The sequence below is a fragment of the Streptomyces sp. NPDC023527 genome, from assembly GCF_055560115.1.
The window spans coordinates 63,410-83,490 of record NZ_JBVHJJ010000012.1 but is presented as its reverse complement, the minus strand read 5'-3'; the positions used below and the strand labels follow the sequence as shown (position 1 = coordinate 83,490).

The window sequence follows — 20,081 nt, the reverse complement described above, 5'->3', positions numbered from 1 at the left end:
GTGGCAGCGCCCGCGCACGGGCTGCCAGTGTGACGCGGGACGCGGGTGAGGCGGTAGCGGGTGACGAACTGCCGGAGCGTTCTTTCCGGCCCAAACGGCAAGGAGCCCCCGCCCTGAGGTTTTCCACCGCACGACCGGCACCTTGACAACCACCAAGCTGAGCACGTTCATCCGTACGCAGCTGGACACTTCAACGAGTAGGCCGACAACGGCCATTGGGGCTTTGGAACGGCGAAGTCCTCAATTCATCAGATCCGGCGCGAAGTAGTCACGCAGCCGGGCGATCTTCCCGTCGCGGATGCGGAAGATCTGCACGAGCGAGACAGCCGTGTCCTTTCCGTCCCCGTCGAAGACCGTGTCGATTTCGGCGATGAACACGTCGGGGTCGGAGGTGGTGTGCAGTACGTAACCGGACTTCTCGAGGTTCGGCGAGCGGTCGTCCTTCGCCTGTCGCTCGTAGTACGCCGTCATTGCGCCGCGGATCTCCTCGCGACCCACCAACCGTCTGGGGAAGACGGCGTCGGCCGGCATGAGCGGTGCCTCGAAGACGCCATCCTCGGTGAAGCTTTCGGCGAGGGCATCGGCATTCCGGGTCATGGTGCCGGCGTAGACGTAGCTCTCAAAGATCTCTCGCGGTGTTCTGGGCACGGCGGCCTCCCTGGGCGCGGTCGCGGACGCGGAAGACCACATCACCACAGGCGATGCCTGCGGGAACGTGGTTTCCGTGAACGATCACGTCGCGTGGGTGATCGCCACAGAACGTTCATGGGTCGAGGTGACGAATCCGCTCGTGCCGGCTCGCCCCGTGCTTCCGTGCGACGGCGAGTGCCTCGTCGCGCTCGGTGCCGCGCCGGGACCAGCGGGCCGACCGCCAGAGGCGCGGTCGCCGGGGCGGTCGTCCCGCCGGCTTCGACAGGGCACGGTTCACCCGCAGGAACGAGGTCGAGCGGACCATCAACGCGCTCAAGAGCTTCTGGGCCGTGGCGACCCTGTACGACAAGGGAGCGTTCGTCTTTCACGGCACAGTCACCGTCGCCGGCGATCCGGCCGTGGATCCGTCGGTGACCCGCCGGACAGTTCCTTAGCCCACCTGGAGTGCCTTGGCACCCGACAGGAAGGGGATGAGCGAGTAGTTCCCGTCGCCCGAGCCGCACGAAACCTGTGTGTCAGCGGTGTTGGAGACGTTCGTCCCCGTGGCGAACCGTCCGTCGCCGCTCGGCACCACCGTCGTGAAGTGATTGGTGGCGGAGGACGAGTAGTACACGCACTGATGCAGGTTCAGGTAGCCCGAGGCGGCGGCCTGGGCCTGCCGGGACTGCGGGAGGCCGGGGTGGGCGCCGTCATGCCCGCGAAGGCACACACGCCCACCGCAGCCGCGACTACGGGCCTCCATACACGTCTGATCACCGATCGCAGCATGCCTGGTTCCTCCCCGGTACCCAAGCGGCACCGGACACCCCGGCCCGCGGCGCAACAGGCTCAGGAGACCACCGACAGCAACGGAAAGTAACGGGGCGAACGCCTACGATCCTCCCATTAAGTGACGAGTCGACCAGTCTTGCGTAACCACTGGCAAGGCGCGCGAGGTTTGCCCTGGCGAGAGAACGTGTCCTTGGGCCGCGCCGCGCCGGTGACGGGGCGGTGTGCCCCTCCGCCTGACCGGGAGGGCCGCGACATCACTGGGATCTGAGCCGAGGCGGGGGGCCGGGGTCAGTGACCGCCGGGTTCCTTCCGGTCCTCGTCGCTCCATGTGCGGGTGTCACGGGGTTCGACGTAGGGCTCTTCATCCTTCGGGTGGCCACCGATGATCGCGCGCTGGCGGGCCATCTCCGCGTCGAACTCCAGGCCCAGCAGAATCGCCAGGTTGGTGATCCACAGCCACACCAGGAAGACGATCACGCCGGCCAAGGTGCCGTACGTCTTGTTGTAGGAGGCGAAATTCGCCACATACAGTGCGAACCCTGCCGAGGCGATCATCCAGATCACCAGGGCCAGGAAGCTCCCCGGGGTGATCCACTTGAAGCCGCGGCCCTTCGCGTTGGGTGCCGCCCAGTACAAGATCGCGATCATGATGGTGACCAGCAGGACCAGGACCGGCCACTTGGCGATCGACCACACGGTCAGAGCGGTGTCACCGATCCCCAGAGCGGTGCCGGCCCGCCGGGCAAGGTCGCCGGTGAACACCACGATCAGCGCGCTGGCACACGCCATGACCATCAGCACCAGGGTGAGGGCCAACCGCAAGGGGGTGAGCTTCCATACCGGGCGTCCCTCCGGCATGTCGTAGACGGCGTTGGAGCTGCGGATGAACGCCGCCACGTACCCCGACGCCGACCACAGGGCGCCCAGCAGGCCGACCACGGCCAGGACGGAGCCGGTGCCCCCGCCACCGGTCCGCAACTGCTCGACCGCGTCGGTGACGACGTCACGTGCCGCACCGGGCGTGAGCTTCTTCAGGTTGTCCAGGATGCTCTTCGTCGCGGACTCGCCCGCGACCCCCAGCAGCGAGACCAGCACCAGCAGCGCGGGAAACAACGCCAGCACCCCGTAATACGTCAGCGCCGCCGCCCGGTCCGCCAGCTCGTCATCCTTGAACTCCGCCCCCGTGCGCCGCAGCACCGCCCACCACGACTTCCCGCCCATGTCGGTCGGCTGGTCCGGCGCACCCTGATCCACCTGCGGATCCGGACCCGCTCCACCACCCTCATGCCGATGCCGCCCATCGCCGTCCTTGCCGAACCACTTCTGTGCCATGACAGTAGGGGTAACCGCAAACCCGTCCGCCAACCCCTGTCGGTAGCGGGCGACCGTACGCCACCACGCCCGTGACCTGTACGGGGGCCGCTGTCCGGCGAGGCGCTTCATTCGGCCACTCGGGTGAGGCGACTCCCCGCAGTACGTGGAGTCCTGGGCAGCCGGGGCGTGCGCGGCCCACCGGCGAGTGTGCCGAGCGGCGCCAGATCGGCGGTGCAGGCAGTCGGCACGAGGCGGGACGACGCTGAACCATGGCGTCACGGCGTGCCACGTAGCCTTGCGACATGACGATGCGCAAGGCCGCCGATGTGAGTGTCGACGCGATGATCGAGGACCTCAGGACACTCGTCGAAATCGAGTCCCCATCGCGCGATCCCGACGCCCTGACGGCATCGGCCAAAGCCGTCGCCGCTGTCATCGAGAGCCGCCTTGGCGGGCACGCCCTCCTCGTGGAGAGCGAAGCCGGGCCGCACGTCCACTGGTCGGCCGGTGGCGATCCCGAAGTGCTGATTCTCGGTCACCATGACACGGTGTTTCCGCTCGGCACCCTCGACCGCCGCCCGTTCACGGTCGAAGACGGGCGTGCGACCGGCCCCGGCGTCTTCGACATGCTTGGCGGTTTGGTGCAGGCCATTCACGGTCTGGCGACGCTCGACGATCGGTCGGGCGTCGAGATCCTGGTGACCGCCGACGAAGAGGTCGGCTCCCGCTCCTCTCGAGCTCTCATCGAAGAACGAGCCCTGGCTTGTGGCGCTGTACTCGTGTTCGAGGGTGCGGCTGAGGGTGGAGCGTTGAAGACCGGCCGTAAGGGCTGCGGCACGTTTCAGGTCGCCATCGCGGGCCGGGCGTCGCACGCGGGCCTTGAGCCCGAGGCCGGGGTGAACGCCCTGATCGAGGCAGCGCACCAGGTGTTGGATATCGCGGCGCTCGGCCGACCCGATATCGGCACGACCGTCACACCGACCGTCGCGTCCGCGGGAACCCAGAACAACGTCGTTCCCGCAGAGGCGACCGTCATCGTCGACGTCCGGGTCGAGTCGGCCGACGAGAAAGAACGCGTCGAATCCGCGTTCGCGGCACTGGTTCCGCATCTCGACGAGGCGGAGATCGCGGTCCAGGGAGCCATCGGCCGGCCCCCGATGCCGGAGTCGGCGTCGGCCGAGCTCTTCGCGGTGGCGAAGCAGCTGCTTCCTGGCCTCGAAGGCAGGGCAGTGGGCGGCGGAAGCGACGGCAACTTCACGGCCGCACTGGGGGTGCCGACACTCGATGGCCTCGGAGCGGTCGGCGGCGGTGCCCACGCCGACCACGAGTACCTGCTGATCGACGCCATGGCCGAGCGGGCGAACCTTGCCGCTGGACTGGTGCGGGCGATCAGGAACACGTAGGAGACGGAGAACATGCGCGACCTGTGAGCGATCACGCGAGGTCGCGACCCGAGATCCGCGATCTGCGCTTTTTGCGATCACCGAGATCCGCGTTCGTTGATCGGCGCCCGCTGCCGCTGTGGTGTGCGCGGGCGGCCGCCAGGGAGGTGTTGACCGGACTACCGAAGGACACGCCGAGCTGAAGTACGTCCCCCAACTGGCCTAGTCGATAGACGTTGCGCATCCAAACAAGCAAGGAGCGCAACGAAGTTGGACGAGTACTCGCGTGATGTCCGATCGATTCGCCTGCCGCGATGGGGCTGCGTCGCCGCGAACCCGGGCGTGGTGCCATGGCTGGTCTTTGATGAGGCGGGGAGAGCGGTGGAGCCGGTACGCCGGTACCTGATCGATTTCGTCGCCCGGTACAACCGGCCCGGCAGCGTCCGCAGTTACGCATTCGACCTGCTGAGGTGGTGGCGGTGGCTGCGGGTGGTCGATGTTCCATGGAACCAGGCCACTCCGGCCGAAGGGCGGGACTTCGCGTTGTGGCTGGGGGCGACGGTCAAGGTCCCCAGCGCCGCGCGGACGGTGTCCACCGCCACGGCGGGCACCATCAACCCGATCAGCGCAGCGCGTTGGGTCCGGCTCTACCAGAGCGAGGGCACACCCCTGGACCCGCAGGCCCCGCTGTGGTGGACCCTGCGCCGACGTGATCGCGGGGCGGGGCTGATCCATCAGTCGATGAACTACGAGGCTCTGCGGGCGGTATTCCGCCGCGCCAACGCCCTGCTGGAGACGAACTGGTCCATGCACGACCTGCGGCACACCGCCGCGCTACGCATGGCCCGCGACAAGCGTCTTTCGCTGCGTGACGTGCAGACCATCCTCGGACACGCGCACCTGAGCACCACTGCCGACATTTACCTGGTCGAGGACGAGGAGCAGGTGATCGCACGCGTCCAGGAGTACCTCGCCGACGTGAAGGAACGCGCCGTCCTTCCGCCGCCCCCGCCGGCCACCGGCTACGAGGCGAGCGACCTGGACGTGCTGTTCGGCGGTGAGCTCGCATGACGCGGCAAGGATCACGGCGCGCCAACTCCGTCCGGCTGGCGGGAACTGGACCGATTCCGCCGCGGCCGTTGTTCGTCGACCACGAACTGAAAGCCGATGAGGGACGTGTCGGGCCCCACGATCACCTGAGCCGCGCCGAAGTGCTCGCACTACTGCCCACCTCTCCGTTCTGGCCATCCCGTGACTCCAAGGCGGACCGGGACCGGGGGCACGTGCGGCTGCTGAACGCGGCCAAGATCCTGGACTGGCCCGCGGATCATCCCGGCGACGGGTGGCAGGAACGCTGGCGGGCGACCGATGCCGACAACGGGAAGGAATTCGTACTCGCCGCCGTGCTGGGCGACGACCAGAGTGAGTCCCAGCGCAACGGGCTGGTCGCGGGGCTCAACTGCCTGATGATGAGCCGGATCGTCCTGCCGGGCTATGCCTTCCTGCGCGGCTACAAGGCATTGCGGCTGTTCAAGGACGTCCAGCAGACCTTTCCCGACGGGGACCTGGACACCATGCGCGATCACGGTGCCGGGCTGGGCATGACGCCCCGACACGTCGACGAAGGCTTGCGCCTAATCTCCGCGATGGTCCTGCACACCGGCCGTGACCTGCATGAACTAACCGCAGAGGACATCGTCCACCTCCGGGCCCTGGGACGCCGGCTGCGAGGTGAGGCGTTCATCGGGACCCACACAGCCTGGGAACTTCTGCGAGGCGTCGGTGTCATCCAGTCCAGGGAGACCCTCAAAGACGCTCTGCGATATGGCCAGCGGCCGACGGCCGAACTGGTCGACTCCTACAACATCCAGTCCACAGCGATCCGGAACGTGCTGGTGCGGTATCTCGACGAACGTCGTCCCGGTGTCGACTACGGCACCTTCCGCGGACTGGTACGGGAACTGGTCGGTGTCTTCTGGGCAGACATCGAGGCCCACCACCCCGGCATCGACACCCTCCGGCTCCCCGATGACGTCGTCGACGGCTGGAAGCAGCGGTTGGTTACTACGTCCACAGCAAGACCGGAGAGGTCAAGGAGCGCCGTTCGCGCATCGACGTGATGATGCGCGTCCGAGGCTTCTACCTCGACATCCAGGAATGGGCGCACGAGGACCCGTTCTGGGCACAGTGGGCCGTCCCCAGCCCCATCACCCGGGGCGATGGAGCCGGGAACCACAAGATCTACAAGCAGACCACCGCACGCATGCACCAGCGGGTGCGCGAACGGCTTCCTCACCTCCCGCTGCTGGTCCAGACGACCGAGCGAGTACACCGCGAGGCTGCCGCTCTACTGGAGGCCGCTCGCGCCACCCCGCTCAACGGGGTCTTCGAGCACGACGGGACGAGTTACCTGCGGGAGCTGCTGAAAGTGAACCAGGTGCCCAGTCGGCTGGACCACGGATCGCCGCATGTCTACATCAGGCCGGTCGGTACCACTGGCCGTCGGATCAACCAGAGCCTCGTGGAGGACGACGCCTTCTGGTCCTGGGCGGTCATCGAGACCTTGCGGCACACCGGAGTGCGAGCCGAGGAACTGACTGAACTGACGCATCTGGCGCTGGTCTCCTACCGACTGCCCGAGACCGGAGAAGTCGTTCCGTTGCTTCAGATTGTTCCGTCCAAGAGCAACGAAGAACGGCTACTGCTGGTCAGCCCCGAACTCGCCAGCGTTCTGGCCACCATCATCAAGCGCCTTCGCGACACCAACGGCGGCAAGATCCCGCTCGTCGCCCGCTACGACTCCCACGAGCGCGTTACCGGCCCGCTGCTGCCCCACCTCTTCCAGCGACGGCCCTACTGGCAGCCGCAGGTCATGAGCGAGGCCGCGGTCAAGCACAGGCTCGATCGAGCACTGGAAGCCACCGGCCTGCTCGACCAGGCCGGCCAGCCGCTGACCTACACGCCGCACGACTTCCGCAGGATGTTCGCCACCGAGGCCGTCACCGGCGGGCTCCCCGTCCACATCGCCGCCCGCATCCTCGGACACAAGACACTCACTACCATCCAGGCATACCTCGCGGTCTTCCAGGACGACCTGGTGCGGACCTACCGCGGCTTCCTCGACCGGCGCCGGGCTGACCGACCGCAGGACGAGTACCGCGAGCCCACCGAGCAGGAGTGGCACGACTTCCAGCAGCACTTCGAGCTCCGCAAGGTGTCACTGGGCACCTGCGGACGGCCCTACGGAACCCCCTGCAAGCACGAACACGCCTGCATCCGCTGCCCCGTGCTCCAGCTCGATCCGCAGCAGCGGCCCCGCCTCGTCGAGATCATTCGCAACCTCCGTGAGCGCATCACCGAGGCCCGCGCCAACGGCTGGCTCGGCGAGGTCGAAGGACTCCAGGTCAGCCTCAACGCCGCCATGGCCAAGCTCACCAGCCTCAACCGGACCTCCACCGACGGCCGCCCCCAACTGGTCGACCTCGGTATGCCCCTCTTCACCGACACTCCAGGTCCCTGACAGTTGCGACGGTACGAGCCTTGAGGTTCAGCCCACTGAACTTCAGTTGCAGGTGGCGTTGGGACCCCGCAGAGGCTGGCTGGGGCAGTGAACGCCAGCAAGGTCCCACCCGCTAGGAACGCCGCACTTGCAGCGTCTTCCTACCGTGCTCCGGCCGCACCCCGTGTTGGGTTCACGCGCTCAAGCTTGGTCCAGCCGGTCCAGCCTCGCTTCGTGAGCAGCTCGATCAGCCGACGGGTCGGCGGCAGGGTGTCGAACACATGTGTATCCAGCAGCTCGGCGAACGGTGGCTCGATGCCGGTGTCGTCGACGTAGAACTCGCCCTGCTCGTTGGCCATCTGCGTGATGTAGGCGGCCAACTTGTCGGCCAGTTCGACCAGGCGTGGGTCGTCGTCGGTGCGGTCGAGAGCTTTGCTCAGAGTGAGATAGAAGTCGATGATCTGCGGATCCTCGATCTGCTCCCGCTTGCGTGCCATCCACTCCGGAACTCGCTCGGGTGAGCGCGCGGCCAGCGGGATCCAGCCGTCGCGCTCGACCTGGACAATCCGCTCGTCGACCCCGAGCGCCCGCAGCCGGTCAAGGAATTCGACCACCTCCTGGGGCAGTGCCAGGCTGTCCCCGGCGGCGAGACGGGCGATCCGCTCGCGGTGCCGCTGCCGCTCCCGGATCTCCGTCCGCAGCCGCTTGTCGATATCTGCCACTGCTGCGGCGAACTCCTCCTCGTCGGCCTGCAGCAGCTCCCGCACGCGCGCCAGAGGGACCCCGGCCTCGGCGAGGGTCCGGATCTTGACCAACTCGACCACGGCGCCGGCGCCGTACCTCCGATAGCCGGAGTGGTCCCGCTCCGGCTCCGGCAGCAGCCCCTTGGCGTGATAGTGCCGCACCGCGCGCACCGTCACTCCGGCATACGACGCCAGCTCGCCGATAGTCAGCATCACACCAGTCTCCTAGTTCGCAGCCCGGGTCCGGTAGAGACGCCGTGACCAGAGGTAGCCGACCAGCCCGATCACCACACACCAGCCGATGGCCCAGAGCACGTCCGAACCATCGGGCGATCCGGCCAGCAGGCCGCGGAAGGCGTCGATGATCGGCGTGAACGGCTGGTACTCCGCGAACCACCGCAGCCCGGTCGGCATCGACTCGACCGGCACGAACCCGCTGCCCACGAACGGCAGCATGATGAAGATCATCGGCCAGTTGCTCGCGGCCTCCGGATTCGGACTGGCCAGCCCCAGCGCCACGGTGAACCAGGTCATCGCGAACGACAACAGCGCGAGCAGACCGATCAGGCCCAACCACTGCATCGCCGAGGCAGCGGTCTCCAGACCGAGCAGGAACGCGACGCCAAAGACCGTTGCGAGTGCCAGCGCAGTCTGGACCATCGCGCCCAGCACGTGGCCGGTCAGCACCGAGACCTTGGCGATGGCCATGGTCCGGAACCGGTCGATGATCCCGCCTGTCATGTCGGTGGCGACCGAGACGGCCGTGCTGATGGACACGCTTGCCACCGCCATCACCAAGATCCCGGGAGTGATGAACGTCAGGTAATCGCCGTGATCTCCCGCCCGGGCTCCGGGCAGACCGGCGCCCATCGTGCCGCCGAAGACGTAAACGAACAGCAGCAGGAACAGCAGCGGCAGGCCGATCAGCATCAGCGTCTGCGACGGGTACCGGGCCATGTGCTTCAGGTTGCGGCGCAGCATGGTCGCCGAATCGCGGACGGCATACGTCGCGGTGTTCATGCCGGCACCTCCTCGGGAGACTCGTCGGCGGTGGAGTGGTCGGTGAGAGCCAGGAACACGTCATCCAGGTCCGCGGTGTGTACGGCGAGCCCGGTGACCGCGTCGTCGTCGACCTCGGCCAACAGCCGTCGCAGCGTGGTGAGGCTGCCGTCGTGCGGCAGGGTCAGGGTCAGCGCCGCGGCGTTCGGGTTCGCTTCGGGGAACTGGCGTGCCAACTCGGCCAGCCGTTCAGTGTCGGCGGCCTGAAGCTCGACGTGACCGCCGGGGACCAGCCGCTTCAGCTCGGCTGCGGTGCCCTCGGCGACCAGTCGGCCTCCGTCGAGCACACCGACCCGGTCGGCGAGCTGGTCGGCCTCCTCCAGGTACTGGGTGGTGAGGAAGACGGTGACCCCGTCGGCTACCAGCTCCCGCACGATTTCCCACAGGTCACGGCGGCTGCGCGGGTCGAGGCCGGTGGTCGGCTCGTCGAGAAAGATCAGCCGCGGCCCTGCAACCAGGGTCATTGCCAGGTCCAGCCGCCGCTTCATACCGCCGGAGTACGTCACCGCGCGTCGGTCGGCGGCATCAGCCAGGTGGAACCGCTCCAGCAGTTGCTCTACCACGCTCTCCGCACGGCGCCGGTCTAGGTGACCGAGGTCGGCCATCAGCCGCAGATTTTCCCGCCCGGTGAGTAACTCGTCCACGGCGGAGAACTGCCCGGTCACTCCGATCGACGCACGCACCTGGTCTGCCTCGTGGCGTATGTCGTACCCGGCGACCCGAGCCTCACCGGCGTCTGCAGGCAGCAAGGTGGACAGGATCCGGACTGTGGTGGTCTTGCCGGCCCCGTTGGGTCCGAGCAGGGCGTATACGGTGCCTGCGGGGACGGTCAGGTCGACTCCGGCTACCACCTCGTGGTCACCGTACGACTTGCGTAGCCCGGCGACCTCGATCGCATTGGTTCTCGTCGTCATGCCGACCATGCTGAGAGGTTGCCCCTGCGTCAGGGTCAACTGTTGCGGCTACGTGGCATCGCACCCCGAGACGTCGGCCTCTGCCTCACACCGGCCAGTCGGCTGTCGCACGAGCGCGCCGAGTACCTGGTAACAGGCCGCCAAGAAGCACGACCACCCCGTGATCAATTCCTTAGTCCGGAAAAGGACCTGTTCGTACCCGACCGGACCGGGCACAGGATGTCGGGTCCGGCACTGCGAGCCCTTCCTGATGTGAGTGATCGAAAGGGAAGGAGGCCGGGGTGCTGGAACGACTGAACCAGGCCATGGAGCACATCGACTGCCACCTTGATCAGCGGATCGAGGTGTGCGACCTGGCGCGGATCGCGATGACACCGGAGTACCACTTCCGGCGGCTGTTCTCCGCGCTGGCGGGGATTCCCCTGTCGGAGTACATCCGGCGCAGGCGGCTGACGGTCGCGGGCGCCGAGGTGCTGGCCGGGGAGCGGACGCTGCTGGAGGTCGCGGTGCGTTACGGCTACACGTCGGGGGAGGCGTTCGCGCGCGCGTTCCGCGCGATGCACGGCGTCGGCGACATGGACGCGCTGACCGTCCCGGCCGGGACGTGGGCGGTCTTCGAGAACTCCGGGCCGTTCCCGCAGGCGCTCCAGTACCTGTGGCGGGACGTGTTCACGCAGTGGTTCCCGTCCAACCCGTACCGGAGCCGGCCGGGGCCCGAGATCCTGCGGACGCGACTGTCGCAGGACGCGGCACAGGCGGACGCGGAACTGTGGATCCCCGTGGAGCGGACCGCGGTCTGAACCGTAGCGCGCGGCGGCGCCGAGCCGCCGCGCGCTGGAGACACGGCCCAGCCGGAAAAGTGATTGACGCCCGTCGACGTCCGAGATCGGATGGCGTCCCATGAGCAGAGGGCAGATGCACCCCGGCCGGCATCCCATCGACGACGACCTCGTACGGCGGTTGGTCGCCGGGCAGTTCCCGCAGTGGGCGGGGCAAGCGGTCGAGCGGTTCGCGTCCGGTGGCACGGTCAACGCCGTGTACCGGCTGGGCGACGGCATGGTCGTACGGCTGCCGCTGGTGGGGGGTGGGGCCGAGGACATCTTGATGGAGCGGGAGTGGCTGCCCCGTCTCGCGCCCCGACTGCCCCTCGCCATTCCCGAGGTGCTGGCGGCCGGGGAGCCCGCCGAAGGGTATCCGTGGCCGTGGTCGGTGTACCGGTGGCAGGCGGGGGAGAACCCCAAGGAGGGGGCGCTGAGCGAGCCCGAGCTCCTGGCCGAGGATCTGGCCGGGTTCGTGGCGGCGATGCGGAGCATCACCTTGCCGGGAGCGCCGGCGGCCCACCGCGGTGGGCCCCTGGCCTCGCTCGACGCGGAGACCCGGGCGGCGATCGGGGAACTGCGCGGGATCCCGGAGGAGGGCGTCGACTGCGACGCCGCGACCGCCGCATGGGAGGACGCGCTGCGGGCCCCGGACTGGGAGGGGCCACCGGTGTGGCTGCATGCCGATCTGATGCCGGGCAATGTGCTGGTGGACGGTGGCAGGCTGGCCGCGGTGATCGACTTCGGGTGCCTGGGGGTGGGCGATCCGGCCTGCGATCTGTTCCCGGCTTGGAATCTGCTGCCGGCCGGTGCGAGGAAGGTCTTCCGCGAGGCGCTCGGCGTGGACGACGCGACCTGGATCCGCGGTCGGGGGCGGACCCTTTCCCAGGCGTTGATCGCGCTGCCGTACTACCGCGAGACGAACCCGGCGATGGCGCACAACGCCCGGCATGTGATCCGGGCGGTGCTGGGGGAGGGCTGACTGGACGTCTCAACGCCACGCACTGCTCTGCTATCGCCGACCCACCAAACGAAACAGCTGGTCAAGCCAAGCCCGTGATTTCCGGCGCATCGCCCTAGCGGGAAACACACCGGTAATGGGTCGTCAGGTGCCCTGCGTCGTCCAGAACGTGGAAGACGAGCGCCGGAGGCAGGTCGAGGTGGACATGGTCCGTCGGGTGGGCGTAGCGCTCCCAGGGAAGTCTGAGGGTGGAGACGACACCGGGGGCGACGATCAGAGGCTTCCCTGCGAAGGTGGTCGCCGCTGCGGTGTGGGCGTGGCCGCAGATCAGGCCGGCGATATTGGGGAAGCGTTCCACCAGGCGGGCGAGCCGGTGTCCCTCGAACTGCCGGAGGCTGTCGATGTAGGGACTGTGCAGCAGGGTCGGCGGGTGATGAAAGCCGACGAGAACGGGCATGTCGCTCGGCGTCCGGGTGAGAACGTCCTCCAGCCAGACCAGGGTGTCGTCCTCGATGAACCCCTCGTCCTTCCCCGGTATCGAGGAGTCGCATAGGGCGATGGTGAAGTCGGCCGTGCGATGAACCTGGTTGACAGGGGCCGCCGAGGCGGGCTCCCCGAGCAGGAACTGGCGGAAGGAACTGCGCTCGTCGTGGTTACCCGGGCTCACCAGCACCGGATGCCGGGAAGTCAGCAGCTCCCTGGCCTGCTCGTACTCGGCCGGCGATCCGTGTTCGGCGATGTCGCCGGTCACCACGACGGCGTCGAGATCGTAGGGAAGGGCGTTCAAGTAGTCCATGACCACCCTTGTGCGGTCGGTGCTGCGTTGCCGGCCGTCGATGTGGATGTCGCTGAGGTGGGCTGTCACGATCACGGTCTGCCTGGTCCTTCCGAGAGGAGTCTGGGCTCAACGAGGACGGCAGGGCGTTCACGCCCGCGTCCCTCCATGGCTCCGGTGAACCTAAAACGGCGACTGGACCATAGGTAAGATCCGGTTTCATGCCAAAAGATTGGTCCAGTCCGGGGCTCGACCTCCATATCGACATCGGCACCGCGGGCGGCCGGCGTTCGGGGCTGGAGTTCGCACTGCGCGAGGCGGTTCGATCAGGACGCCTGAGATCCGGGACTCCCTTGCCGTCCACTCGTGGGCTGGCCAAGGAGCTCGGGTTCTCACGGGGCACTGTGAGCGCCGCCTATGACCAACTGGCCGAGGAGGGCTACCTGACGGTGCGCCCCGGCTCTGGCACACGCGTCGCCGACGTACCGGCCGCCGATCTTTCCCCGACGGCCCTGGAGGCCCCTCGAAGATCCCCGCGTCATGACCTGCGGCCCGGGCTTCCCGATGTGAGTGCCTTCCCCGTCCAGACCTGGCTCCGTGCGTGCCGCCGCGTACTGGAGTCCGCACCTCCGCGGACTTTCGGTGCCGGGGACCCTCAGGGGCAGCATCAACTGCGTGCCGCGGTGGCCGACTACCTCGGCCGAACGCGGGGAGTGCTCACCACACCCGACCGAGTCGTGATCACCTCAGGTTTCCACCAGTCCGTGGGACTGCTGAGCCGAGTGCTGATCGAGAGGGACATCGGTGCCGTCGCCATGGAGGATCCGGGCCACAACGCCTATCGCGAGGTGGTCCAGCGAGCAGGAATCGCCACGCCGGCTCTGACCGTTGACGCGTGGGGAGCTCGCGTCGGATCGCTTGCGCACGACATCGGGGCGGTGGTGGTCACTCCGTCGCACCAGTATCCGACCGGGGTGCCGCTGCATCCCGACCGGCGTCAGTCGCTGTGCGAATGGGCACGCGCCACCGGCGGCCTGATCGTGGAGGACGACTACGACGGAGAGTTCCGCTACGACCGTCAGCCTGTCGGGGCCCTCCAGGGCATCGCTCCCGACCAGGTGGTGTACTGCGGCACCGCGTCCAAGACTCTCGGCCCCGCCCTCCGGCTGGCCTGGATGGTCCTGCCGCGCCACCTGGTGGGCGCGGTCGTGAAGGCCAAGGAGGAGACCGATCTGTACACCGAGACCATTGGTCAACTCGTCCTCGCCGAACTGATCGGCACACACGCCTACGAACGTCACATCCGCGCATCCCGCCTGCGGTACCGCCGCCGCCGCGAGTTGCTCCTCGAACACCTCGCCGCTTTCCCCGCCCTCACCCCCCACGGTGTCCCGGCCGGTCTGCACACCCTCGTCACCCTCCCGCCCGGCGGAATCACCGAACGTCGGCTTCTGGCCGACTGTGCGGAGCGGGGCATCGCATTGAGAGGTCTCACCGAACTCCACCACGAGGCCACGGCCGGCACATCGGAAGGCCTGCTGATCGGCTTCGCCGCCCCCTCCGAGCTCGGGTACCCCATCGCCTTGGAGGCCTTGTCCTCGGTCATGGCAGACGCCATACGTTGATCAACGGCACGGTGGGCGATTCCGGCGCGGCCGGGGCTGAGACCTCAAGTGGAAGGCCCGGCGCCGACTCCTGCGCAACGGGGAAGGCCTCGCCGGGACCAGACCCGGGCCACCCTCACCAGCGCAGGCCACATGGACTCTGAATGACCGTCACCCTTCTTCGCATAAGGTGACGACACCGGAACATCCCGCTCGACCAGGGGTTCCGGGCCCGCACCGCGCATGGAGCGGGCGGCGGTCCAAGCGAGGAGTGGGTGTGGGGGACGTGGCGGTCGGCGCGCGGTCGGACCAGGACGGTCCGGGTGAAGGGCCCGAGAAGCCGGCGGGGAAGGCGAGGAGGTGGGGGAGGCCCGGAAAGTCCGCGAAAGCGCAGCGTCCGCTCTGGAAGGAACTGCCTCTGCTCATCGTGGTCGCGCTGGTGCTGGCGCTGCTGATCAAGACCTTCCTGGTGCAGGCGTTCTCGATCCCCTCGGGCTCCATGCAGAACACCCTGCAACCGGGTGACCGGGTCCTGGTCGACAAGCTGACGCCGTGGTTCGGCTCGAAGCCCGAGCGCGGTGAGGTCGTCGTCTTCCACGACCCGGGGCACTGGATGAGGGACCAGCCGACGCCCGAGCCCAACGTGGTGCAGAAGGCGTTGAGCTTCATCGGGCTGATGCCGTCCGCCAGCGAGAAGGACCTCATCAAGCGGGTCGTGGGCGTCGCCGGCGACACCGTCGAGTGCAAGGGCACCGGCCCGCTGAAGGTCAACGGCAAGCCGCTGAAGGAGCCTTACGTCTTTGCCGGCAACACCCCGTGCAGCACGAACCCGGAGAGCCAGTTCAAGGTCACGGTGCCCAAGGACCGGCTGTGGGTGATGGGCGACCACCGGCAGGACTCGCAGGACTCCCGCTACCACCAGGACGAGGACGACAAGGGCTTTGTCCCCGTGGACGAGGTGGTGGGTCGCGCCATCGTCATCGCCTGGCCCGTCGACCGCTGGGACACCCTCTCCGTCCCCACCACCTTCGACCAGAAGGGCATCGACAAGGCGGCGGCCGCCGCCCCCACCGCGGTGGCCTTCGCCGGCGCCGTCCCTCTGGTGCTGGTGCGTCGGCGCCTGCTCTCCCGCCGGAAGCCCGGCGGCGCGACACGGAACTGACCGATGAGGCCACGCCCTCGGCGCGGCGGGCCGGGGACGAACCGGGGTGTCGCGGGCGGTTCATTCCCGGTTACCGTTGGGGAAGGTGACGGATTGCCGTACTCGCATATGTACGAGCCGCCGTGGCCCTGGACAGAGCACGTGGAAGCCTGCGCCGGGGCCGCGCCGGCGACGCTCTCTCTGCCAGCCGGCTGAAGGACGTCGCCGGCGCCCTCGATCCCGTCCGTCGCACCGGACGGCGCCCGGTAGGCATCGTGTGCCCGGCGCGGGCGGTTCTCCGGCCGGCACCGGCCCGGCACAAACACGCCTGCGAATTTCTGTTATCGGCACCCCGCTCCCGGCGTCTCCTGAGTGTTGGCCTGCACTCAGCAGGCCCCGGACCGGGAGTGACCCACGTGAACCGTGAACACAAGACCCTGCCCCCCGAAGGAACCCACCGCCCCCGCCGAGGCAGCCGCCCCCGCCGGACGGCAGCCGTAGCCGGAACAGTGGCCGTGATGGCCGTCATGGCCGTCGGATGCGACGGCGATGGCAGCCCGGCCGCCGAAAAGACCTCCGCACAAGGCGCGCACCAGCCCACCGACCGACCCGCAGCCCCTTCCACCGAGCCGACCACCCCTGCATCTCCGACCGCCGCCGCCAGCAGCGCCGCCCCCAGCGCGAGCGCAAGCGCAAGCGCGCCCACGACAGGGACGGAGACCGGCAAGAAGCCCGACCCCCGCACATCCGCCAAGCCGAAGCCCAAGCCCACCGGCACGGGCACCGCCAACACCGGTAAGCCCCCGGCCACCCGCACCCCGACAGGCGGCACCAGCCGTCCCGCGCAGCAGGTCGTCGAGATGGTCAACGCGGAGCGAGCCCGCAACGGCTGCTCACCCGTCACCGTCAACGCCAAGCTCCAGGCCGCGGCCCAGGGCCACTCCGACGACATGGCCGCCCGCGACTATTACGACCACAGCACTCCCGAAGGCGTCGGCCCGGGCGACCGGATGACGGCCGCGGGATACCGCTGGAGCACGTACGGCGAAAACATCTTCAAGAGCCCGAAGGACGCCCGCACGGCGATGGAGGGATGGATGAAGAGCCCCGGCCACCGCGCCAACATCCTGAACTGCGCCTTCAAGGAGATAGGCGTGGGCATCAACCTCAGCTCGAACGGCCCCTGGTGGACGCAGAACTTCGGCGCCTCTTCCTGAAGCGAGTGATCGCAAAATAAGTGGCTCAGCCGCCGAATCGACTGCATCCTCAAGCCGTGGAAGAACCAAGACACAGAATCCGCGCGCACTACACAGAGACCACGGTCACCGTCTACCAGGCATACCCTCCGCACATCGGCCTGCCCGCCGCACGGGACGGCCGCTTCCCCGCAGCCTGGAAACGGGACCGGATGACGTGGATCAAGCAGTGTCCATAGGCTCTTTCCATGACGCCAGAGGAGAAAGACAAGGCCGACGCCCGCTTACGTAGAGCTCTCCGCGCCAGCCAAGCAGCCGGGCCGCAACGGGCCAAGAAGAACCGTGCCGACTGGCAGGGAGAGTCTGCGGCGATCTACTGCCGGATCTCCCACGTGAACGATGACGATCAGACCGGGGTGGACCGCCAAGAGCGGATCTGCCGGGAGGTCGCCGAACGCCTCGGTCTCAGGGTGGCCGAGGATCAAGTGTTCGTCGACAACAACAGGTCCGCATGGCAGCGCAAGCGCAAGCGGCCGGGGTGGGACGCCCTACTTGCCGAGGCAGGTAAGGGGCGCGTACGTCACGTACTGACCTACCACCCCGACCGCTTGATGCGGCAACCGCGCGATCTTGAAGAGTTGTTGCAGATCGCCGACGACCATGACATCACCTTGCACGGGCAGGCGAACCGGCGCGACCTGTCAGACCCCGACGACCGCTTCTTCCTCCGCATCGAGGTTGCGCACGCCTGTCGCTCCAGTGACGACACCTCACGCCGCCTCATCGACGCCATGGTCGACCGGGCCAAGGACGGAAGGCCGCACACCGGCAGGCGCCGCTACGGTTACGACAAGACCGGCATGGAGATCATCCCCGAGGAGGCCGTCATCGTCCGGGAGATCTACACCCGCTACCTGGACGGGGACAGCCCGGTTCGGCTGGCGAAGGACCTGTACGACCGTGGGGAAAAGACCGCCGAGGGGCGTCACTGGACCGCACCTCGCGTACGCGATCTACTCGACAATCGCCACGTCGCGGGCATCCGTGTCTTCCGGGGTGAGGAGATCGGCGAGGGTGAGTGGCCCGCGATCATCGATCGGGGCAAGTGGTTGGAGGTCAGGGAGCGTCGCGCGTACCGGGCCGCAGCTTCGGCGGCCAGCGGGCGGGCAGGCAGGTTCTACCTCTTGCGTGGCATCGTCATATGCACGGGCTGTAGCAAGCTCATGGGCGGAGCCGGAGGGAAGTACATCTGCCACGGCCATACCCACCGACTCGATGTTCCGCGCTGCAACCGCGCCATTTCCGCGCCCATCCTGGAGGACTTCGTGACCGAGGCCGCGATGTATCTCCTGGAGCGTCTCGACCTCGCCAACGTCCGCACGCCGTCATCCTTGTCGGAGAAGGATCAGGCCGCCATTGACGCCGACCGTCAGGAGCGAGCGGGCCGGTGGGCCGCGGCGGGCGGTCGTCGTCCTCCGCATCGATGTTGTCGCAGTCGGCGATGCGCATGGTCGCCGCGCTGGGCTGGACCGACAGCGCTGGCGGCGGCCCCGGCGACACCAGCGCGGTCACCGGGCATGTGCCGCAGGAGCGCGGGGTCTCCGCCGACGTCACGCACAATGACGCCCCGAGGTGGGTAGACATGTCGTGACGCGGCGTTCCCGGGTCCCGGAGGGCGCCGTGCAACCACGGGGGACGACATGAACACATCCATACGAGTGATCGCGGCGCTCACGCTGGCCGGGGCCATGGCTCTGGGAGGGACGGCCTCAGCGGAGGCGGCACCGCCGTCGAGCGGGCCCAGCAGTCTCAACTTCGACTGCCCCGATATCGCCCAGGGCTCGGTCGGGGTCTGCGCGGCCATCCTGCAGAAGGAACTCAACGCTCACGGTGCGAACCTGGTGGTGGACGGGATCGTGGGCCCGGAGACGGCCAAGGCCGTCAAGAACTATCAGAGGGCCGAAGGGCTCGTCGTCGACGGTATCGCCGGCAGGAGGACCAAGGCCGCGCTGACCGCCGGGGGATCGGTGCCCACTCCGCGGCCGTTCATCATCCAGCGGCCGGCCGTAGGCAAGGCGACGCCGCCGAGCCCGTACGACAAGGCCAAGGACGGAGCCTGCGGTGCCCTTGGCGAGGGTACGGGCGCACTCGCCGGCACGGCGGTCGGCGTCGCCACCGTCGAGACGGGCCCGGGAGCCATCGTGGCCGCCGCGGTGGTGGGCTTCGGCGCGAAGAGCTTCGTCACCAACGGCTGCAAGTGGGCCCTGGCCATCGATCCCGCCCACTGATCAGGCCCGGACGGCCTCGGCGCGTACAACGCAGCTACTACGCGACCGCCCCTCGCGGGTCCCGCCTCACTCAGACCAGTTCTTCCGCGAGCAGGTCCATCAGCAACCCGTCCTGCCAAGCTCCTGTGCGGTGGTCGCGTCCGTACGCTCGCATGATTCCCACCGGCTCGAACCCGAGCTTGCCGCAACTGCGGATCGCCGCGGTGCCGGTCGCGGCGGGATCGATGGTCAGCCTGTGGTGGCCAGCCACGTTGGGACTCACGGACTCACGAGCTCACGAACGGAAGCCGATGATGCCGAAACCGGGACGGGCTTCCGCATGCCTCACCCAGCCGAGGCACTGCATGACCGCCTCCACGACCTCGGGATCAAGAGGTGGGGCATGCCCCGCCCGCTTCGTGGCCTCGAACTGCTCCAGCGCCCGTGCGCACTGCTCCGGCGTCCACTCGCCGCAACCCGGCGTGTACGTCCACGGCAGAGGCTTCGGCAGATCGCTGTACCCGAAGTCCGCCACGGATACCGCGGTGATGCCCAGGGCCGTCAGCCCCTGGTCGACCACCGACAGCCAGTCGCCCCGGTGCGGGGTGAAGCAGGAATTGTCGAGGAAGGAGCCGGTGAGCGAGCACAGCCGTCGGTAGGCGTAGCCGTACTGGAACGCGTGCTTCTCGTCGTCGATGAAGGGGCCGCCGTGCACGACCGCCTTGAGCGCCTCGAACGCGGTGGGAGCGCCGTTCTCGATCGCGTCCTGGAAGTAATCGTCGTCGCGAGCCAGATCGTCGCCGAAGCTGTCGCGTATGACGGTGAGCAACTGGTCGTCGCGGGAGCCGACCAGGGCACGCGTCGCTGTCACGTCGAGCAGGTACACACTCAGGGAGGAACTCATGGGACGACCTTAGACGCGGCCACTGACAGCGCCCCGAGCCGCTGCGCTCGCCCGCTCCTGATGCCGACGTCCGGCGGCGTAT

19 protein-coding genes and 2 pseudogenes are annotated in these 20,081 nt (G+C 68.1%); 12 read left to right on the top strand and 9 right to left on the bottom strand.

Translation table 11 applies throughout. The features are described from left to right. Window positions 1-240: 240 nt before the first annotated feature. The 3 genes from ACZ303_RS23480 to ACZ303_RS23470 form a co-directional block, all read right to left on the bottom strand. Window positions 241-648: a nuclear transport factor 2 family protein gene (locus tag ACZ303_RS23480; RefSeq protein ID WP_467342022.1), complete on the bottom strand. Its 408-nt coding sequence runs from the start codon at window positions 646-648 to the stop codon at window positions 241-243. A gap of 433 nt (window positions 649-1,081) precedes the next feature. Further along, window positions 1,082-1,360, bottom strand: coding sequence for a hypothetical protein (locus tag ACZ303_RS23475; RefSeq protein ID WP_467342021.1), 279 nt, complete (start codon window positions 1,358-1,360; stop codon window positions 1,082-1,084). A gap of 350 nt (window positions 1,361-1,710) precedes the next feature. Further along, window positions 1,711-2,754 (bottom strand): YihY/virulence factor BrkB family protein, encoded by a 1,044-nt coding sequence (locus tag ACZ303_RS23470; protein ID WP_467342019.1) that lies wholly within the window; start codon window positions 2,752-2,754, stop codon window positions 1,711-1,713. Window positions 2,755-3,038: 284 nt separating this feature from the next. Between ACZ303_RS23470 and ACZ303_RS23465 the strand changes: the two genes are divergently transcribed. The 4 genes from ACZ303_RS23465 (at window position 3,039) to ACZ303_RS23450 (ending at window position 7,638) form a co-directional block, all read left to right on the top strand. After that, window positions 3,039-4,139 carry a M20 family metallopeptidase gene (locus ACZ303_RS23465; RefSeq protein WP_467342017.1) on the top strand — a complete coding sequence of 367 codons (1,101 nt, stop codon included), beginning with the start codon at window positions 3,039-3,041 and terminating at the stop codon, window positions 4,137-4,139. A 249-nt stretch (window positions 4,140-4,388) separates the two neighbouring features. Beyond that, entirely contained in the window at window positions 4,389-5,189 is an 801-nt protein-coding gene (locus ACZ303_RS23460) for a tyrosine-type recombinase/integrase (RefSeq protein ID WP_467342015.1), read from the top strand. A gap of 68 nt (window positions 5,190-5,257) precedes the next feature. Beyond that, a complete protein-coding gene (locus ACZ303_RS23455) occupies window positions 5,258-6,238 on the top strand; it encodes a hypothetical protein (protein WP_467342013.1) in 981 nt (326 codons plus the stop codon). Next, window positions 6,238-7,638 (top strand): tyrosine-type recombinase/integrase, encoded by a 1,401-nt coding sequence (locus ACZ303_RS23450; RefSeq protein ID WP_467342011.1) that lies wholly within the window; start codon window positions 6,238-6,240, stop codon window positions 7,636-7,638. The genes ACZ303_RS23455 and ACZ303_RS23450 overlap by 1 nt, the downstream gene beginning before the upstream one ends. A gap of 140 nt (window positions 7,639-7,778) precedes the next feature. Here ACZ303_RS23450 and ACZ303_RS23445 read toward each other — a convergent pair whose 3' ends face one another. Genes ACZ303_RS23445 through ACZ303_RS23435 form a run of 3 tightly spaced genes read right to left on the bottom strand, consistent with a single transcriptional unit; the run spans window position 7,779 to window position 10,333 of the window. Beyond that, entirely contained in the window at window positions 7,779-8,573 is a 795-nt protein-coding gene (locus tag ACZ303_RS23445) for a MerR family transcriptional regulator (protein WP_467342010.1), read from the bottom strand. A gap of 12 nt (window positions 8,574-8,585) precedes the next feature. After that, entirely contained in the window at window positions 8,586-9,380 is a 795-nt protein-coding gene (locus ACZ303_RS23440) for an ABC transporter permease (protein ID WP_467342008.1), read from the bottom strand. Beyond that, complete coding sequence (locus tag ACZ303_RS23435; protein WP_467342322.1) at window positions 9,377-10,333, bottom strand: ABC transporter ATP-binding protein; 957 nt, start codon at window positions 10,331-10,333, stop codon at window positions 9,377-9,379. The genes ACZ303_RS23440 and ACZ303_RS23435 overlap by 4 nt, the downstream gene beginning before the upstream one ends. A gap of 281 nt (window positions 10,334-10,614) precedes the next feature. Here ACZ303_RS23435 and ACZ303_RS23430 point away from each other — a divergent pair, with 281 nt between their 5' ends. Next, window positions 10,615-11,133, top strand: a complete 519-nt coding sequence (locus ACZ303_RS23430) for an AraC family transcriptional regulator (RefSeq protein ID WP_467342006.1) — start codon at window positions 10,615-10,617, stop codon at window positions 11,131-11,133. 100 nt (window positions 11,134-11,233) lie between these two features. Beyond that, complete coding sequence (locus ACZ303_RS23425) at window positions 11,234-12,133, top strand: aminoglycoside phosphotransferase family protein (protein WP_467342004.1); 900 nt, start codon at window positions 11,234-11,236, stop codon at window positions 12,131-12,133. 94 nt (window positions 12,134-12,227) lie between these two features. Here the strand turns inward: ACZ303_RS23425 and ACZ303_RS23420 are convergent, their stop codons facing one another. After that, on the bottom strand, window positions 12,228-12,983 hold the full coding sequence (locus tag ACZ303_RS23420; protein ID WP_467342002.1) for a metallophosphoesterase: 756 nt from the start codon (window positions 12,981-12,983) through the stop codon (window positions 12,228-12,230). Between the two features lie 125 nt (window positions 12,984-13,108). Between ACZ303_RS23420 and pdxR the strand changes: the two genes are divergently transcribed. The 6 genes and pseudogenes from pdxR (at window position 13,109) to ACZ303_RS23390 (ending at window position 19,116) form a co-directional block, all read left to right on the top strand. Beyond that, on the top strand, window positions 13,109-14,512 hold the full coding sequence (pdxR, locus tag ACZ303_RS23415) for a MocR-like pyridoxine biosynthesis transcription factor PdxR (RefSeq protein ID WP_467342000.1): 1,404 nt from the start codon (window positions 13,109-13,111) through the stop codon (window positions 14,510-14,512). Window positions 14,513-14,768: 256 nt separating this feature from the next. Further along, window positions 14,769-15,653, top strand: coding sequence for a signal peptidase I (lepB, locus tag ACZ303_RS23410; protein WP_467341998.1), 885 nt, complete (start codon window positions 14,769-14,771; stop codon window positions 15,651-15,653). 497 nt (window positions 15,654-16,150) lie between these two features. After that, window positions 16,151-16,849: a CAP domain-containing protein gene (locus ACZ303_RS23405; RefSeq protein WP_467341996.1), complete on the top strand. Its 699-nt coding sequence runs from the start codon at window positions 16,151-16,153 to the stop codon at window positions 16,847-16,849. Between the two features lie 56 nt (window positions 16,850-16,905). Continuing rightward, a pseudogene (locus ACZ303_RS23400) lies at window positions 16,906-17,055 on the top strand (DUF4291 family protein); the annotation flags it as partial. A gap of 21 nt (window positions 17,056-17,076) precedes the next feature. Continuing rightward, the gene (locus tag ACZ303_RS23395) at window positions 17,077-18,468 is read left to right on the top strand and encodes a recombinase family protein (RefSeq protein WP_467341995.1); all 1,392 of its coding nucleotides are present in this window, start codon (window positions 17,077-17,079) and stop codon (window positions 18,466-18,468) included. 60 nt (window positions 18,469-18,528) lie between these two features. Beyond that, entirely contained in the window at window positions 18,529-19,116 is a 588-nt protein-coding gene (locus tag ACZ303_RS23390) for a peptidoglycan-binding domain-containing protein (protein WP_467341993.1), read from the top strand. 70 nt (window positions 19,117-19,186) lie between these two features. Here the strand turns inward: ACZ303_RS23390 and ACZ303_RS23385 are convergent. Further along, window positions 19,187-19,360, bottom strand: a pseudogene (locus tag ACZ303_RS23385) (GNAT family N-acetyltransferase); the annotation flags it as partial. 30 nt (window positions 19,361-19,390) lie between these two features. Next, window positions 19,391-19,999, bottom strand: a complete 609-nt coding sequence (locus tag ACZ303_RS23380; protein ID WP_467341992.1) for a DUF7691 family protein — start codon at window positions 19,997-19,999, stop codon at window positions 19,391-19,393. Window positions 20,000-20,081: the final 82 nt, after the last annotated feature.